The following is an 18273-nucleotide window of genomic DNA, read 5'->3' on the forward strand; positions in this document are numbered from 1 at the left end:
CCGGGCCTACAGCACATAGAAATACCTTTTATCTATAAGAATAGAAGAAAACTTCTACCTCTTTTCCTTTTTCTTTTAGAAAATCTTTTGGGATATTACGGAATGAAGAAGTGATAATTTCTCCATCTTTTGTAAAAAGAATCACATCATATTTAAGGGTTTTCTTAACCCATGGATTAATATTTGCCTCTAAAAACTCCTTGTCTCTCCTCTTAACCCCTTTTTCTCCCAAATCCCTCCAATAAATATAATCCATTAGATTAACAACTAAAATCTTCTTTTCTTTTTCCACCAATTTACTAAATAAGACTTGGATATTTTTAGTTTCTTTGTTTACATTTTCCCTAAAAACGTTTTTTACAAGTAGTATATCTCCGAGGATAAAAACAAGGAAAATAAAAAGATTAGAAATTACTAAAATCAATACTATTTTAGTCCTCAGCTTTATTTTCTCTATCCTCCTTATCCATTTCCTTTTCCATATTAAATAGATTATATCATAAGTTTTTGCTAAAATATTCTTGAAGGAGAGGTGGCCGAGTGGACGAAGGCGCTCGCCTCGAAAGCGAGTAGGCTGACAAAGCCTCGTGGGTTCGAATCCCACCCTCTCCGCCATATTATTTTAATTACTATTAAAACGATTGCCTAAATAGATCTCTTATTGTAAAATATTTTAAAAACTAATAATAGGGAGGTAATAAATTATGCCCTTTGTAGATCATCGTTCTCAAAAGATTAGGAGGAATAAAGAGGAACTTCTTAAACATCTCCAAACCTTCAAATTAGATCTTAAATTTTCAGTGGGTATCTGGTACTTCACTCCTGGAGGTGGCAGATTCCATGAACCTTACGTAGAACAAAAAAGTATTCCAGAAAGAATAGAAATGGCTGCTGAAATGGCTAAATATGGAGTGAAGGGAATAGAAGCTCACTATCCTGCAGAAGTCAATGAAGAGAATCTTCATCTTTATAAAAAACTCGAAAAAGAAGCTGGAATAAGACTTGTTGCTGTTCCTTTAAGCCTTTTTTACGATAAAATATTTGAATTTGGCTCTCTTTCTAATCCTTATGAAAAATATCGTAAGGTAGCCTATGAAAGATTAGTAAACGGTTTAAAATTGGTAAAAGAAGCTAACGCAGATATTTGTATAATATGGCCTGGAATTGATGGATATACTTATTCTTATGGACACCTTTACTATCATATGTGGGATACCTTTGAAGAATTAGTAGCCCAAGCTATGGACGAAGTACCAGGAGTACAAGTTGCTATTGAACCAAAACCTTATGAACCAGCACCAAATAACATTTATAGAACTACTGCTGATGGAATATTAGCTGCGAGAGACATAGAGTCAAGACTCAAAAACCCTGAAAATCTCAAACTAATAAATGAAGGACATGCTTTAGTAGGTTTAAATCCAGAGGTGGGTCATGTCAGAATGGGATTTGAGGATCTTCCTTATGCCTATGCCAGAGTTGCAAGAGAAGGTAGATTATTCCACACTCACTGGAACAGCCAACCTCTCGGAAACTACGACCAAGACCTAAATGTGGGAGTAGTTGACTGGGATTCTACAGAAGCATTGCTTTATACTTTAAAGATGGTAGGTTATCAAGGATATTTTGGAATTGATATAAATCCTGAAAGAATGCCTGTACAAAAAGCAATAGAAATCAATACAAAAGTCCTCAACATTATGAATGAGAGAATTGAAAGATTACCTCACGAAAGAATCGTTGAGTGCTACTTTGATCCAGAAAATCACAGAGGTGAATTAGAATTAATCTTAGCAGAAAACCACAAATAAGAAGATCTTCATTAAGAGGGGGAGAAATATTTCTCCCCCTCTTTTTTAACCTTTTTTTAACTTATGGTCAAAAACTCATAAAATAACTCATAATTTAAAATTTTTTGGTAAAAAAATCCTCATATCTCAGTTTTTTCTCCTTTGAACTATATATTGAGTTGTGATATAAATATAACCACAATATTTAGTGGGGGTATAGAAATGAGATGTCCTTTTTGTAACCATGAAAACACTTCTGTTATTGATACAAGAGAAATAGAAGATCAAAGAGTAATAAGAAGAAGAAGAGTATGTCCAAGATGTAAGGGAAGATTCACCACCTACGAAAGAATAGAAGAAAAACCTATTATGGTAATCAAAAAGGATGGTAGAAGAGAACCATTTGATAGAAATAAGCTATTAGCAGGTTTACAAAGAGCAGTGGTTAAGAGAAATATTGATAATGAAAAATTGGAAGCTATTATTGATGAAATTATAGGAGACATAAAGAAACAAGGAATAAGTGAAATTTACTCAAAAGAAATAGGGAAAATGGTATTAGAAAAATTAAAAGATTTAGATGCAGTTGCATATGTAAGATTTGCTTCTGTATATCAAGAGTTTAGTTCCTTAGAAGAATTTGCAAAACTTCTTTCTCAAATGAAAAAAGCATAAACTAAGCGAGGAGGTATGAAAAATGATTAGTAATCTGAATGATCTTATAAAAGAATACTTAAACAGAGAAGACTGGAGAGTAAACGAAAATTCAAATATGGGATATTCTCTCCAAGGCTTAAACTATTATCTTTATTCTTCTCTTATAGCAAGATATTGGTTAGAAGAAATCTATCCTCAAGAGATAGCAAGGGCTCATCAAAATGGAGATTTTCATATACATGACCTTGGATCTCTCTCAGTATATTGTGTGGGTTGGGATTTGGAAGATCTACTTTTGAAAGGATTTGGAGGGGTAGAAGGAAAAATTGCCAGCAAACCAGCCAAACATTTCAGAACCGCTTTGGGACAAATTGTAAATTTCATGTTTACACTTCAAGGTGAAGCGGCAGGAGCTATTGCTTTTTCAAATTTTGATACATTGCTGGCTCCTTTTATTGCCTATGATAATCTCACCTATAAAGAAGTAAAACAAGCAATGCAAGAATTTGTTTTCAATCTCAATATTCCAACCCGTACAGGATTTCAGACTCCATTTACTAATTTAAGTTTTGATTTAGTAGTACCAGAAGATTTAAAAGATAAAAAAGTAATAATAGGAGGAGAAAGAAAAGAAGCTACATATGGAGAATTTCAAAGAGAGATGGACCTTTTAAATGAAGCTTTTGCAGAAGTAATGATAGAGGGAGATGCCAATGGGAGAATCTTTACCTTCCCTATACCAACTTACAGCATAACAAAAGATTTTCCATGGGAAAAGTCAAACTTAACCAAAATTTGGGAAATGACAGCTAAATACGGTACTCCTTATTTCTCAAACTTCGTTAATTCAGATATGGATCCTTCAGATGTAAGATCTATGTGCTGTAGATTAAGATTAGATAACTCTTTGGTAAGACAAAGAGCCTTAAGTTTTTCTTTAAATGTAAATAATAAAAACGTGGATGAGTTAAAACATAGAGGTGGCGGATTATTTGGAGCCAATCCCCTTACAGGAAGTATTGGTGTGGTAACCATAAATATGCCCAGACTTGGATATTTATCTAAAAATGAAGAAGAATTTTTTGAAAGACTATCTTATCTAATGGATCTTGCAAAAGAAAGCCTTGAAATAAAAAGGAATGTAATAGAAGATCTCACACATAAAAATTTATATCCTTATTCCAAATATTATCTTTCTGGAGTTTATGAGTTAACAGGACAATATTGGGGAAATCATTTTGCCACCATTGGACTTATAGGTATGCATGAGGCATGTGTAAATTTACTTGGAGAAGGTATAGATACATCAGCTGGAAGGGAATTTGCTATAAAAGTTCTTAAATTTATGAGAGAGAAACTTTTAGAATATCAAAAAGAAACTAATAATCTTTACAACTTAGAAGCTACTCCTGGAGAAGGTACATCCTACAGATTAGCAAGAATAGATAAGTCAAAATATCCAGACATTTATACCTCGGGAGATAAAGAACCCTTCTATACCAATTCTACTCAACTTTCTGTTGATTATTCAGCAGATCCTTTTGAAGTATTGGAACATCAAGATGAGCTCCAAAGTCTCTATACAGGTGGTACTGTATTGCATATATTCTTAGGTGAAGCATTGGAAGATATAGAAATGGTAAAAGAGGCAGTAAAACTTATCACAAATAACTATAGATTGCCATATTTCACATTAACTCCCACCTTTAGCATATGTCCTGAACATGGTTATCTTAGAGGAAATTACGAAAAATGCCCTACTTGTGGAAAAGAAACAGAAATTTATTCAAGAGTAGTAGGATATTACAGACCTGTTAAAAGTTGGAATAAAGGAAAACAAGAAGAGTTTAAATTAAGAAAAACCTTCACGTTGACATTAAAGGAGAGGAGAAAACATGAAAATCTCAGGTTACCTGGGATTTAGTCTCGTAGATTATCCTGGTAAACCAAGCTTTGTTATATTTACTCAGGGTTGTAACTTTCGTTGCCCCTTCTGTCACAATCCTGAGCTTATATCTACAAGGAAAAAAGGTACTTATTTTGAAGATTTTATAATAGAGGAAATTGATAGAAGAAAAAAAATGATAAAGGGGATTGTAATAACAGGTGGGGAGCCTACACTAAATGAGGATCTTCCTTCCTTTTTATTTAAATTAAAAAGAAAAAGATATTCCATAAAATTAGATACAAATGGATCAAATCCTAAAATGCTTATAGAACTAATCAAAGGCAAATTAGTTGATTATGTGGCTATGGACTTTAAAACATCACCATCAAAATATGCTATGGCAATAGGACTTTCAGAAGAATTAGCCAAAAAATATGTAAATAAGATAAAAGAATCTTTAAGAATATTAAAAGAAAGCCACATTAACTTTGAGATTAGAACTACTGTAGTACCAAATATTGTAGAAAAAGAAGATATTATAGAGATAAAAAATATTATTGAAGATGTGCCTTACTATTTACAAACCTTCAAACCTGAAAAAACTTTAGATCATAATTATAGAAACCTATCTCCTTACTCCAAAGAATATTTAAAGGAGCTCAGTATATTGTCAAAAGGAAATTTAAGATAAATTTTTTAATCTACTATTTTTAATCTCTTTTAGAATTAAAAGCCCAAGAATAGAAGAAATTAATCCCTGCAAGAAATTAATCCTATATCCACCCAGATCAATAGTCATTCCAGAAGTAAAATATGCCAAAACTTGTGCAATAGAAATCACAAGAGTATTAACACCCACAAAACTTCCAGCTTTTCCCTTAGGTATGTATTCAAGAATAAGACTATAAGGAATAACCATTAAAGACCCTAAACTAATGCCATAAATTATAGATGCAATAAAAGCATGAAAAATCCTGTAGGTTTGAGAAAATAAAAAACTACTCAATCCAAAAAGAAATAAAGAAAAAACAGAAAGTTTTTCTTTAGAATATTTATCAGCAAGAAAACCAGATACAAACGTAGAAATGACAGTTAAAATTCCAAAAATAGCAAGTACTACCATATAATCATTAATAGAAGCTGAAAGAGCATCTTGAAAGAATAAAAGAATAAATGAACTAACCGATGAAACTCCATACCAAATGGAAAATTGAAGGAAAAATAGTAAAAACCAAAACCTTCCTTTAAAGAGTTCCAAATCTAATTTTAGATTTTCATTTTTACTATCACCTGGTTTTTCAGGTAAAAATAATAGAAAAAATGCAGAAACTAACGTCCCATATTTAAGGAGTTTAAATACTAAATTAGATGCATGGGCAATAACCACGACAAATATATATAAACCTTGAAAAAATTGAGACGTAAAATTTATTATACCTGTAGCACGGGCATATGTATCTTTAGCTATCAGATCGGGAATTAGAGCTTGATAAATGGAAAAACCAGAATAAAAAAACATAAAAGAGAAAGTTATATAAAGATACAAACTGGATATGTCTTTTACATTTTCAAGGCCACAAACAGAAAAAAGAAATAAAGTTAGAAAAAATATTATTAAAATTTTTCTTCCTTTAAGAAAATTCCTAAGTTTATCTGATAAATATCCAATTAATGGGGGTACAACTATCCCTATAAAGCTTCCAAGAGAAAGCAAAATACCAATCTCTGTCTTTGATGAAACAAATTTATTTACAAAAAATACAAACGAAAAGCTCCTAAAAGCCTGGAAAAAAGAAAAACTAATACCACCCAGGCTTATAAGAACAACAATTCTTATAAATAAACTTAAGCTTATTGTTTTCACAATAAGGTAATTTTACCATTTCTTGCTGTTAAAAAAAATTATTTTATATATGTCTCATTTAATAAATTAGCAACAGCAAGTTTTACCTGTTGAGAAGAAAATCTCTCAACGTTCTTAAGCACGTTATTAATTACCTCCTCTATTTCTTCCCTAGAAAGTACTTTAATTGCAAAATCATACACTACCTTAAGAGCTTCTCTTAAAAACGCTCTTAATTCATCTTCTTGCGATTTGGCTACATTTTTATAAAAATAGGGGGAATTAGGCTTAGCTTCAAAAGTTAGATGAGAGAAAAGATGCTTTACATCTGAAAGACTTTCATATATGAACTTATCCCAATCTTTTTTAAATTCCTCAGCCTTTCCCTTCTTTTCTAAATTTATAAGTATATCTTGCCAGAAATTAAAGAAATAATTCAAAAAATCAAGTTTTAAATTATCTCCTAAAGGTAGAACTAATTTTTTATCAATTACTGATTTTACAAGTTGTAATTTTCTTAGTTCACCAAAAGGTAAAATATCAAGCATTTCTCTTAAAACTCTCTTACCATCAAAAGACCAAAGAACAATATTTTCTTCAATAATTTCACTATGTTTTATAGGTACATACACCTTCTCCATATAAGGTTCTAATTCTTGGCTAAGAAACAAGATTTTTCCCGTATCAATAACATTGTTAATCTCAAGCTTTCTATAACTTTCTATAAAATGGAAAACATCCTTTATTACTGAAAAAAATTCAGAATTTGGAATATCCCTAATTAAAGGAAATATATTAAACCATTCTACTTTTCTATCACGAGTTAGAATTTCAAAAGTAAGTTTATAGGCAGATGGCATTCTATTCAATGTATCTGTCCATTTTTTACGAAAATCCCTTTCATTTTCCTTTTCAAGAGTAAAAACAAAATATCTCCAGAATATATAAACCCAAAATAGATTTAAATTTTCATCTATTCTTAAAAGATTTCTATTCTTTCTAAGTTTCTCAACAATTCTCAAAGTCCTTGCTTCACCATAAGGAGAGTTCAAAATAATTTCCTTTGCAGGTCTAAGTCCATCAAATAACATTCCTACATACTTTTCTTCTTCATTGAGGTTAGTAATATTAATAAGTAGAAAGATAAGATCACCTAAATATTCAATAAGATCAATATCTCTTGACACATCTACAAGTATATGGAGAGGATCTAAACTTAAGTTTGCTTTAGGAGCTTTTTCATCTTGAAAGAAAGTAAAATTTCCTTCTTTCCATAAAGCAAGTCCTAATATAGCATCATTATCTTCACAGTTATCTGCTTTAATATGCTTAATTCTACCTTCTTCAAAATAGACATCAGTCTTTTTAGTACCATGCGTTAACTGTAGTCTTCCTGTTTTTCTACTAAAGGATAAAATCTCAAGAACTTCCCATAATGAAACACTTTTCAAATCTCCATTTAAACTCATAGTCCTCTCCTCTTCCCTTATTTTTTTAAAGGGGAAAGCATTTTCAGCTTTCCCCTATATATTATAACATAGTTTTAAGATAAATTTAAAATTTCTCTTTTTATAAATTATTTAATAACCTTTGCTACCAATTCGAATAATTTAGGAGTAATTCTAAAGGCACTCTTCCCTTCTACAATCACAAGGTCATCAATATAAAAATCGAGAGAAGTATTTGATGGAGCCTCCACATATAAGCTAAGATCAAGAATAGAAACATTAGCAGGAATCTCATAAGTACCAGAAAGCTCTACCCATTTTCCATTAGGTACGTTATTTTCATGCTTTATCCAATCATATTGAGTGTTAGAATCGGTATCATATTTTCTCTGCATAGTAAGGCCTAAATACTGACTTGATCCAGATTTTTGCATTACCCATACAGATATGCTATAAACCTTACCTGGCTTTAATATATCCTTTAACTGAATCTGAGCGCCATGCCATCCTGCACTTCTTCCAGAGACATATAAACTATACTTACCTGTATGTGCCTCTTTATCGGTTACTAAGATCTTCACATTATCCCCTCTTGCTGTCCATCCTTCTTCTTTGGAACTTTCAAAAGTTGTGATAATTAAAGCGTTAGGAATATTCGGTACTGAAGCAACCTCTTTATTAATCTCTTCTAAAATTTGATTTTGTTCTGTGTTAGACATAGGAGCCTTAGCACAGCCAGCAATAAAAAACAATACTATCAATAAAGAACAGATACTAAAGACCCTTTTCATACTCGGTACCTCCCTTGTTTATAAATTTTTAGAAATGGTGGAAATTGTTTTTCCTCTCTCCTACTTTACTATTAAACCATCTATGTAATAGGACAAAGATTGATCTGGCGATTCAACATAAAGTAAAAGTTCTATTGTATCAGTAGGTACATTATAAGAACCCGAAAGCTCTACCCATGTCTTATTAGGTACATTCTTTTGCCAGACAATAGTATCATAGTTTGTACTTCCATCATTATCCTTTCTTTGCATAGTCAGAGTTATTTTTTGCTCTGATCCAGAATTTTGATAAACCCATACCTTTATACTATAAGTATTACCAGGTTGCAAATACTGTACTCCATCTTGAGAAAGTAAAGGTATTTGAGCTCCATGCCAACTACTGCTTCTACCAGATACGAATAAAGAATAATTTCCATATTTTGCCACATCAGAATTTATATTTATAGATACCCCTGATCCCCTTGGTTGCCAAGATTGAATGGTTTCGTCCTCAAAACTTGTGCTAACAATTGGAACTTCAATTTGAACCTCATTCGATATCCTACTACCCTTATCATTATAAGCTTTTATTCTATAAGAATATACACTATTACGGGAAACACTATCATCAATATAAGAGGTCGTGTTAGGTTCTAATTGCGCTATTGATTCATATTGACCACTACTTGTTTTTCTTTCTACTATAAACCCATCTTCATTATTAGAATTATCCTTCCATACAAGTTTAACTCTTACCTCAGTTAATATGGGATCTACTAATTCAGCAATTAAATTAGAAGGTGCTTCAGGTAGTCCCTCTAATGATGTCTTTGGAGTACAGCCCCCAATTAGAATAAAGATACAGAATAATAAACAAAGGACTAATAACTTTTTAAACATTTCTTTGCACCTCCCCTTTATTTAAAAAAGTTTGTATAAACGTTTTAGAAAAATATAGAAAGGGGGAGAAGGGATATAATTCCCTTCTCCCTCAAAATTCTATTGTTTAAAGAAAAATTGTTCTGGGAATGAGTTAAGTTCAGATCTATAAGGATCATCCCATAGTATTCCAGATGGGACATTTCTTAAATTGTTCTTTACTATTACAAGCTGAGGCAATCCTCCCACTGTTCCAATAATCCAAATATTCTTTCTATGTAAAGCTATGATTTGCTTTATTATTGTATCTCTCTTTCTTGCATCCACAGTTCTATTAAATTCATCCCATAGATCATATATTTTTCTAATATCTCCAGAAGGTTCTTCTCCTTCTTGTCCTTTAGTCCAATACCATCTGGCATAAAGAGGTGCCCAAGGACCATCTGTCCATGTTCCAAGTAATCTTCCTGCATTTATAGCCACATTACTCATACGATCCATAACCCAAACACCAATTTCTATATCACCTGAATTACAATTTGTGGTATATAAACTTCTATCAACCTGTTTAACTATAGTTTTTATACCTATAGCCTCCCAATAGCTCTTAATAAGCTCCATTGTGCTCATATTAGCACTTCCTGGATATGTAGTAAAACTTACTATTAGCTCAATTGGTTTCCCATCTGGACCTAATCTAAATCCATCTTTCCCAACTTTTAAACCCATTGCATCTAACAATATTTTAGCTCTCCCAGGATCATATTGAGCATAAGCTTTTGCCCAAGTCTCATCATAATATGCAGCTCCAGGTGGAATAGCTGCCTGCATTGGTACTCCTAAACCAAAGTAAAGAATCTTATTAATTTCTTCTCTGTTAATAGCAAGAGATAAAGCTTGTCTAAATCTTACATCTTGGAATAGTTTTCTCTTTACAGGATCTTTTATATTTTGATTTAGATATATAGCAGGATCTGCCCCTGTACCAGTCCTCCAAACAAGTACCCTGTAATTTCCTTTATCTTTATTTTGCATGAATAAAGTATAATTGGGAAGCCTCATATGTCTTGCTTGAAAGTCTATCTCTCCAGCTATAGCCTTCATATTTATCATTTCTGCATCACTAACAAGGTAGTGTACTACTCTATCAATATATGGTAATTGGTTCCCTTCGGTATCTACTACTGGATAATAAGGGTTTCTTTCCATAACGAATACTGGCTCATTAGGACTCTTGCTCACAATCTTCCAAGGTGACATGGTAGGTAAATCTGGATTCTGTATATAATCAATCATAAATTGGAATAGCTCATACCATTTATTAAAACCTTTTTGTTTGGCCATAGCCTCCAATTTGTCTTTTGGTGTATATTTAGGATGAAATTGAGAGAGATAATGCTTTGGTGCATAAAAGCTAAAAGATCCTTTTGAATTATCAATAAACCATCCTTGGGTTGGGAAGGTATAAATAAACATCGGATTTGGATTTTTAAATTCTATTCTAAAAGTATAATCATCAACCTTAACAAATTTTGCTCTAACCCCATCCTGTACAAAAGCAGATGGGAATGTAGGAGTAAGCTCCTCATTACCTATTACATCTTCATACCAGAAAATTACATCATCAGTTGTAAGTGGATGGCCATCTGACCATTTTAATCCTTCTCTTAACTTAAAGGTAAATATCCTACCATCCTTAGAAATAGTATATTTCTCTACAAGCCATGGAAGAATCGTCTTACTATCAGAAGCCCATCTCATTAAATTGTTAGCATCATAGCATATTTTAGCAATACCCCATCTATCACCAGGTCCTGTCCAAGCTCTTCTTAGAGTACCTCCATATCTACCAACTTCTTCAAGAGGTTTTACAACAATTGGATTTTTTGGTAATCTTTGCTCTACTGGTGGAAGTTTTCCTTCTTTTACAAGAGCCGAAAGCATAGGTGATTCATTGTATTTCTTTTGTCCTACAATAGTATTTCCGAAGATTAACAAGAATATTAACAAGAGAGATAATATTTTTATGGATCTCATCTTTTTAACCCCCTCTCATCTATACAATTGGAATACCCTTCAAGTCAAGTTCTTTAGCAAAATGACAAGCCACGTAATGTTCATTACCTATATCAATTAAATCTGGCATCACCTCCTTACATATTTCCTTAGCATAATTACACCTTGGATGAAAATAACATCCAGAAGGAGGGTTTGAAGCATCAGGTACTTCTCCCTTTAATAAAATTCTACGAGTTCGCATCTTCGGATCAGGTTTCGGAACAGCAGAAAGTAAAGCTTCTGTATATGGATGTCTTGGTTTTTCAAAGATTTCCTCTGTCCTTGCCAATTCTACAATCTTACCTACATACATAACAGCCACCCTATCACAAATATGTTCTACTACTCCTAAATCATGAGATATAAAAAGATAGGTTAAATGAAATTCTTCTTGTAAATCTCTAAGAAGATTCAATACTTGGGCCTGAATTGAAACATCAAGAGCAGAAACTGGTTCATCACAAACCACTAATTTAGGCTTAAGAGCCAAAGCCCTTGCAATACTTATTCTTTGTCTCTGTCCACCAGAAAAAGCATGAGGATATCTTCTCATATATTCAGGTCTTAATCCAACTTTCCTCATTAAATCCGCTACCCGTTCCTCTAACTCCTTACCCTTTGCAATCCCATTTACAAGAAGCGGCTCTCCAATAATCTCTTTAACAGTCATTCTTGGGTTCAAAGATCTAAAAGGATCCTGAAAGACCATCTGCATATATTTTCTAACTTTATTTAATTCATTATTGGGTAGCTTAGCCACATTAATAGATATTCCATCAACATGAAGAATAACATCTCCTCCTGTTGGGTCATATGCCCTCAATATTACTTTACCAGTCGTAGTTTTTCCACAACCAGACTCACCAACAAGCCCTAAGGTTTCTCCCTCCCTTACAAAAAAGCTAATATCATCTACAGCTTTAACCGTTGCAATCTGTTTTTTAAAGAAGCCTTTTGTCACAGGAAAATATTTCTTCAAATTTTTTACTTCCAAAAGGATACCATTCATGACTTTTCCACCTCTCCATAAAGTAAACAGCTCACTTTATGTCCTGGTTTTACTTCTTTTAATTCTGGAACTCTTACATTACATAAACCATTTACAAATTGTGGACATCTTGGATGAAATGAACAACCAGTTGGCATATTATAAGGATCAGGAACAATTCCTTTTATAGCTTTTAATCTTCCCCTAACTTTCTTTCCTATTTTAGGAATAGATTCCAATAAGGCTTTCGTGTAAGGATGTAAGGGGTCATAGAATATATCTTCCACCGAACCACTCTCCACTATCTTTCCAAGATACATTACTATAACCTCTTCTGCCATTTCTGCTATAACTCCTAAGTTATGGGTTATCATCATAACTGCCATGCCAAATTGTTTCTGTAATTCCTTCATAAGCTCTAATATTTGAGCTTGAATTGTCACATCTAAGTTAGTTGTAGGTTCATCCGCTATCAATAATCTTGGTCTACAAGATAAAGCCATAGCAATCATTGCCCTTTGTAACATTCCACCACTGAATTGATGAGGATATTCATCTATTCTCAATTCTGGTCTTGGAATTCCTGCAATCCTCATTAACTCAATTGCTGCTTCTCTCGCAGACTTTTTGTCAAGCTTTTGATGTAACATAATAGCCTCTATAATCTGTTCCCCCACAGTATGTACAGGAGAAAAAGAGGCTCCAGGTTCTTGGAATATCATAGCAATCTCTTTCCCTCTTATACTTCTAATTTCGTTTCCCTTAGGATCTAACTTTACCAGATCAATAATTTCTCCATCTCTATATAAAAAGATTTCCCCTTGAATTTTACTTCTTGGACCAGTTAACTTTAATATGGAAAGGGCGGTAACACTTTTACCACAACCCGATTCTCCAACAATCCCAAGAGTTTTTCCATGCTTAATATCAAAACTAATTCCATCAACTGCCTTTACCACTCCCTCTTCTAACACAAAATACGTTCTTAAATCTTTTACTTCCAATAATTTATCCATCATTTATTCCTCCTTATCTCGCATAAGGATCTGCCGCATCCCTCAAACCATCTCCTACAAAATTAAAAGAAAGAACAACTAATATTACAAACAAAACAGGAAGGAGTAACCAAGGAGCCAATGCCACAGTTCTAAAGTTTTGAGCATCCTGTATTAGAACCCCCCAACTAATAGCAGGTGGTCTTATACCTAAGCCTAAGAAACTAAGAGATGTCTCTCCAATAATCATGCTGGGTATTGATAGGGTTAAAGAAGCTATAATATGGCTTAAGAAAGATGGCAATAAGTGTCTAAATATAACTCTCCTTTCACTAGCTCCAGCTAATTTTGCAGCTATAACAAAATCTTCCTCTCTTAAAGACAAAAACTTACTTCTTACCTCACGAGCAAGTCCTGTCCAACCAATAAAAGAAAGTATTATGGATATTGCAAAATAAACCTTTACAGGAGACCAATTAGCAGGCACAGCTGCGGAAAGTGCCATCCATAGAGGTAATGTTGGTATACTTCTTAAAATTTCTATAACTCTTTGAATAAGCAAGTCAAAAGGACCACCAAAATATCCTGAAATACCCCCAATCACTATTCCAAAAATAAAACTTAAAAAAATACCTACAAGACCCACAGTAGTAGAAATTCTCGTACCATATATTACCCTAGAAAATACATCTCTACCTAAGCTATCAGTACCAAATAAAAATATGTGTCCATCTCCCTCTACTCCAAATAGATGAATATTACTTTTAAATAAACCTAATACTTTATACTCATGGCCCCTAACAAAAAATTTAATAGGATACTTTTTGGATTTATCTTCTTTATAGATCCTTTTTAAGGTATTAGGATCAACCTCCATTTTATATGCATATACAAATGGCCTCAAATGAAAGCCAGTTTCATCAACAAAATGAATTTTTTGAGGTGGTGCAAGTACATAACGAACATCGTATTTATAGGGATCACTTGGAGCAAAAAATTCACAAAAGACTGCAATTATATAAAAGATTATTAATATTATACCTCCCAAAATAGCCAATTTGTTTCTTTTGAATCTCCACCACATAAGTTTCCATTGAGAAGCTACATAAATTTTTTCCTCTTTCTCTATATAACTTTCTTCTATTATTTCCTCTCTCTTTTCCATCTCTGACATATTATCCCTCCTATTCATACCTTACCCTTGGATCTACCCATGCAAGAAGAATATCTGAGATAAATGTACCCAATAAGGTTAAACAACTTAACATAAGGAGGAATGCACCAGCTAAATACATATCCTGATTTCTTAAAGATTCTAAGAGCAAAGGTCCTGAGGTAGGTAAATTTAATACAATGGCTGTAATCTCAGCTCCTGAAACCAAAAACGGAAGTGACCAACCAACAGTACTTATAAAAGGAATTAAAGCTACTCTAAGAGGATATTTAAATACTACTTTCCATTCTTGAAGTCCTTTTGCTCTTGCTGTTAATACATATGGCTTATTCAATTCATCTAAAAGATTAGCCCTTAGAGTTCTTATCATTCCCGCTGTATTTGCAAGTCCAATAATCACTACTGGAACCCATATATGTTTCAGCATATCTAAAAATTTTGCTAAACTCCAAGGAGCTTCTAAATATTCAGATGAAAAAAGTCCTGTAAGATTTTGCCCAAAATAAGCATAAGCTACCCATAACAATATTAAAGCAACCATAAAAGCAGGTACAGAGAGACCAATATATCCTAAAAAGGTGAATAAATAATCTCCAAAAGAGTATTGGTGAGTAGCAGAGTAGGTACCAATTAAAAATCCTACAACCCATATAAAGATAAGTGTAAATAAAGAAATAACAAAGGTTATTGCAAGCCTTTCTCCTATGAGTTCACTTACTGGTCTATTATATAAAAGAGATCTACCAAAATCTCCATGTAACACATTCCATATCCATAATAAATATTGCTCCCATATAGGTTTATCAAGACCATATTGTTTTTTTAAAGCTTCAATTGTTTCAAGATTTACAGACTCACCACTTGTAGCAAGTTGAGCTATATAAGAAGTAAGAAAATCCCCTGGAGGAAGTTGTATCACTACAAAAACAATTACAGATATAAAAAACAATGTTAATAGCATATATAGAAGTCTTTTAATGATATATTCCTTCACCTCTTTTCCCCCTTTCAATCTATTCCAAGGATTAAACTCGTAGTGTTCAAAAAACCCCTTTGGATTTATTATTATTCACATCAAGAAAACGCTTTGCAATCGTTTTCTTATAATATAAATTAAATTTTATTTTATGTCAATATTAAAGAAAAGTTTCATTAAAAAACTAAGAAAATGGTTCCAATTTTATATTCCTTCTTGAAAGAATTATTAAAAAAATTTAGAATAAAACAAACCGACAAAAAAAATAAAAAATTTTGAGGAGAGAAGGAAGCATATGAGAAGACAAGAAAAAAAATCTCCAACAATGAAAGATGTGGCTAAATTAGCGGGAGTTTCCATTAGTACTGTTTCTCATGTGATAAATAAAACAAGATATGTGGAAAAAGAAACAAGAGAAAGAGTATATGAAGCCATAAAAACTTTAGGATATAGACCTAACATTTTAGCTAGTAGTTTACGAAAAAAAATAACTAATACCATAGGATTAATAATATCTAATATTACAAACCTATTCTATCCAGAGGTTGTTAGGGGCGTAGAGGATTACCTCACAAAATTTAACTATAACCTAATATTATGTAACTCTGATGAAGATGTAGAAAAGGAAAAAAAATATATAGAAGTGCTATTTAGTAGAAGAGTAGATGGATTAATAATTACTCCAAGTAAAAGTAGTGAAACAAGAGAAAATCTGGATTTATTTAGGGAAAAAAATATACCAATTGTTTTAGTAGATAGGAAAATAGAAGGCTTAGATGAAGATGTGGTTTTAGTAGATAATGTGAAAGGTACTTATGATGCTATAAATTATTTAATAAGTTTAGGACATAAGAGAATTGGTATAATTACAGGACCATTAGACACTACTACAGGGTATGAAAGATTAGAGGGATATCTTAAGGCTTTAGAAGATAATAATATTAAAAAAGATGACAATTTAATTTATGAAGGGGACTTTAAAGAAAAGGGTGGTTATGAAGGAACAAACTATCTTTTAAACATAAAAAATCCACCAACAGCTATTTTCTCAAGTAATAACTTAATGGTGTTAGGATCACTAAAAAGGATTACTGAAATAGGAGTAAAAATTCCTTCTGATCTATCATTAATATCTTTTGATGATATGGAATGGTTCCCATATTTTTCACCTCCTCTAACAGCTGTATATCAACCAGCATACGAACTTGGTGAAACAGCTGTAAAACTTTTATTTGAAAGGCTTAAAAGAGGCAGAAAAAAGAAAAAGGAGGTTATACTACCCACCAAATTAGTAATAAGAGAATCATGTGCTCCCCCTAAAAAAATATGATTAGAATATATAATGCTTATTTAGATATTGAAACCACAGGGTTAAATCCTGTATCATCTTATATTACAGTTGTAGGTATACTTTTGGAAAACGATTATGAAGAATATTTTTACCAACTAATTGGTCCTGAAATAACAGCTTATAATATCATGATTTTATTGGAAAAAGCTCATACATTGTATACTTATAATGGATCTCGTTTTGATTTACCTTTCATAAAGGAAAAATTAGGTCTTGATCTTGAAGAACATATATACCATAAGGATTTAATGTATTCATGTTGGAAAAGGGGTTTATACGGAGGCTTAAAAAGAATTGAGGAAAAATTAGGTATCACAAGAAAATTAAAAAATATAGATGGTAAGATGGCTATAATCTTATGGAATCATTATATAGAATATGGAGACATCTACGCTTTAAGATTGTTATTAGAATACAATCGTGAAGATGTGATAAACCTTAAAATATTGAAGGAAAAATTACTACCACTAAATTTGTAATTTCCAACACTGGAAATCCTCAGCATATATATCATCAAAAAAGGAATAAGTCAAGGCCCTACAACCTATACAATCAGCCTCAGAACATAAACGGCACTTTCCCTTTAAATTATTTCTACTAAAATTATCCCTAAATTTTACAATCTTTTCATAAATTATACTGAAATCATCATATAAAGCATTTCCCAAAATCAAAGGTAGTCTCCTACAAGGGTATATATCTCCATTCGGCATAATAGCACAGGACTCTCCTAAATTACACAAAGCTCCCCAGATAGTATTTTTCTCAAAATCAACATAAAAAGCTTTATAGGGTATGAGGTCTTCAACTTCACCATCACTCCAAAATGAAATTCTTTCTACTACATCATACCATTCCTTATAAGAAAGAACCATTTCTTTAATCTTATTTCCTTCGCCTAATGGAATAAATCTTTCAAGTATAAAGCCCTTTGCTCCTACTTTTTCTGCAAGCCTGTACATCAGATCCAACTCTTTGAAATTATATTTTGCTAAAGTGAACATTAACAGAAAAGGATATGAGATATTTTCAAGATTACTTATAACTCTTTTAAAAACCCCTTCTCCTCTTATAAGGTCATTAGTTTTTTCTGTCGCTCCTTCCAAAGAAACTTTTAAGTATTTTAATTTTTTAAACTTTTTAAGATGATTTTCATCTTTAAAATTTACACCATTAGTTATTATATTAACATCCTTAATTACCTGAATCCCTTCAATTTCTTCTAAAAGAGGAATTAAATGGGGGAATAAAAAAGGTTCACCACCCGTTAAATTGATGCTAACAGTCTCAAAGTTTTGCTTCTCAAAGTAATCCACTAAATTATAAAGGATCTTTTTAATGTCATCAAAAGACTTATCTTTTCTATTATCATAACTATCTTGATAACAATGCTTACATCTAAGATTACAAAGATCTGTTAAATGCCATTGGAAAGAAAATTCTTTACCCATAA

General features: G+C 32.2%; 17 protein-coding genes and 1 tRNA gene. 7 read left to right on the forward strand and 11 right to left on the reverse strand.

Annotated features, from left to right (window positions below; genetic code table 11):
• Window positions 1-28 precede the first annotated feature (28 nt).
• Window positions 29-424 carry a hypothetical protein gene (locus ACY3JJ_RS08785; RefSeq protein WP_463091659.1) on the reverse strand — a complete coding sequence of 132 codons (396 nt, stop codon included), beginning with the start codon at window positions 422-424 and terminating at the stop codon, window positions 29-31.
• 102 nt (window positions 425-526) lie between these two features.
• Between ACY3JJ_RS08785 and ACY3JJ_RS08790 the strand changes: the two genes are divergently transcribed.
• From ACY3JJ_RS08790 to ACY3JJ_RS08810, 5 genes are all read left to right on the forward strand, one after another.
• Window positions 527-615: transfer RNA gene (locus ACY3JJ_RS08790), tRNA-Ser, on the forward strand.
• Between the two features lie 89 nt (window positions 616-704).
• Window positions 705-1811 carry a TIM barrel protein gene (locus ACY3JJ_RS08795; protein ID WP_463091660.1) on the forward strand — a complete coding sequence of 369 codons (1107 nt, stop codon included), beginning with the start codon at window positions 705-707 and terminating at the stop codon, window positions 1809-1811.
• Window positions 1812-2012: 201 nt separating this feature from the next.
• A complete protein-coding gene (gene nrdR / locus ACY3JJ_RS08800; RefSeq protein WP_463092604.1) occupies window positions 2013-2465 on the forward strand; it encodes a transcriptional regulator NrdR in 453 nt (150 codons plus the stop codon).
• Between the two features lie 22 nt (window positions 2466-2487).
• Window positions 2488-4371: a ribonucleoside triphosphate reductase gene (locus tag ACY3JJ_RS08805; protein ID WP_463091661.1), complete on the forward strand. Its 1884-nt coding sequence runs from the start codon at window positions 2488-2490 to the stop codon at window positions 4369-4371.
• The gene (locus tag ACY3JJ_RS08810) at window positions 4343-5026 is read left to right on the forward strand and encodes an anaerobic ribonucleoside-triphosphate reductase activating protein (protein ID WP_463091662.1); all 684 of its coding nucleotides are present in this window, start codon (window positions 4343-4345) and stop codon (window positions 5024-5026) included. Before ACY3JJ_RS08805 ends, ACY3JJ_RS08810 begins: the two co-directional genes overlap by 29 nt.
• On the opposite strand, the gene ACY3JJ_RS08815 is transcribed toward ACY3JJ_RS08810, so the two are convergent.
• The 9 genes from ACY3JJ_RS08815 to ACY3JJ_RS08855 all read right to left on the reverse strand — a co-directional run bounded on the left by ACY3JJ_RS08815 (window position 5018) and on the right by ACY3JJ_RS08855 (window position 15487).
• Window positions 5018-6199 (reverse strand): MFS transporter, encoded by a 1182-nt coding sequence (locus tag ACY3JJ_RS08815; RefSeq protein ID WP_463091663.1) that lies wholly within the window; start codon window positions 6197-6199, stop codon window positions 5018-5020. The genes ACY3JJ_RS08810 and ACY3JJ_RS08815 overlap by 9 nt on opposite strands.
• 38 nt (window positions 6200-6237) lie before the next feature.
• Window positions 6238-7647 (reverse strand): DUF4388 domain-containing protein, encoded by a 1410-nt coding sequence (locus ACY3JJ_RS08820; protein WP_463091664.1) that lies wholly within the window; start codon window positions 7645-7647, stop codon window positions 6238-6240.
• Between the two features lie 107 nt (window positions 7648-7754).
• Window positions 7755-8417 (reverse strand): carbohydrate binding domain-containing protein, encoded by a 663-nt coding sequence (locus ACY3JJ_RS08825; RefSeq protein ID WP_463091665.1) that lies wholly within the window; start codon window positions 8415-8417, stop codon window positions 7755-7757.
• Between the two features lie 60 nt (window positions 8418-8477).
• Entirely contained in the window at window positions 8478-9299 is an 822-nt protein-coding gene (locus tag ACY3JJ_RS08830) for a carbohydrate binding domain-containing protein (RefSeq protein ID WP_463091666.1), read from the reverse strand.
• 99 nt (window positions 9300-9398) lie between these two features.
• On the reverse strand, window positions 9399-11315 hold the full coding sequence (locus tag ACY3JJ_RS08835) for an ABC transporter substrate-binding protein (protein WP_463083358.1): 1917 nt from the start codon (window positions 11313-11315) through the stop codon (window positions 9399-9401).
• Window positions 11316-11334: 19 nt separating this feature from the next.
• Window positions 11335-12345, reverse strand: coding sequence for an ABC transporter ATP-binding protein (locus ACY3JJ_RS08840; RefSeq protein ID WP_463091667.1), 1011 nt, complete (start codon window positions 12343-12345; stop codon window positions 11335-11337).
• The gene (locus tag ACY3JJ_RS08845; protein ID WP_463092605.1) at window positions 12342-13340 is read right to left on the reverse strand and encodes an ABC transporter ATP-binding protein; all 999 of its coding nucleotides are present in this window, start codon (window positions 13338-13340) and stop codon (window positions 12342-12344) included. Before ACY3JJ_RS08845 ends, ACY3JJ_RS08840 begins: the two co-directional genes overlap by 4 nt.
• A gap of 13 nt (window positions 13341-13353) precedes the next feature.
• Window positions 13354-14493, reverse strand: coding sequence for an ABC transporter permease (locus ACY3JJ_RS08850; RefSeq protein WP_463091668.1), 1140 nt, complete (start codon window positions 14491-14493; stop codon window positions 13354-13356).
• A 10-nt stretch (window positions 14494-14503) separates the two neighbouring features.
• Window positions 14504-15487, reverse strand: a complete 984-nt coding sequence (locus ACY3JJ_RS08855) for an ABC transporter permease (RefSeq protein ID WP_463091669.1) — start codon at window positions 15485-15487, stop codon at window positions 14504-14506.
• 277 nt (window positions 15488-15764) lie between these two features.
• Between ACY3JJ_RS08855 and ACY3JJ_RS08860 the strand changes: the two genes are divergently transcribed.
• Window positions 15765-16799 (forward strand): LacI family DNA-binding transcriptional regulator, encoded by a 1035-nt coding sequence (locus ACY3JJ_RS08860; RefSeq protein WP_463091670.1) that lies wholly within the window; start codon window positions 15765-15767, stop codon window positions 16797-16799.
• Complete coding sequence (locus ACY3JJ_RS08865) at window positions 16796-17299, forward strand: ribonuclease H-like domain-containing protein (RefSeq protein ID WP_463091671.1); 504 nt, start codon at window positions 16796-16798, stop codon at window positions 17297-17299. Before ACY3JJ_RS08860 ends, ACY3JJ_RS08865 begins: the two co-directional genes overlap by 4 nt.
• Here the strand turns inward: ACY3JJ_RS08865 and ACY3JJ_RS08870 are convergent.
• Window positions 17288-18271: a radical SAM protein gene (locus tag ACY3JJ_RS08870; protein WP_463091672.1), complete on the reverse strand. Its 984-nt coding sequence runs from the start codon at window positions 18269-18271 to the stop codon at window positions 17288-17290. The two genes, ACY3JJ_RS08865 and ACY3JJ_RS08870, sit on opposite strands and share 12 nt — an antisense overlap.
• Window positions 18272-18273 lie beyond the last annotated feature (2 nt).

Source organism: Dictyoglomus sp. DH, assembly GCF_055181375.1.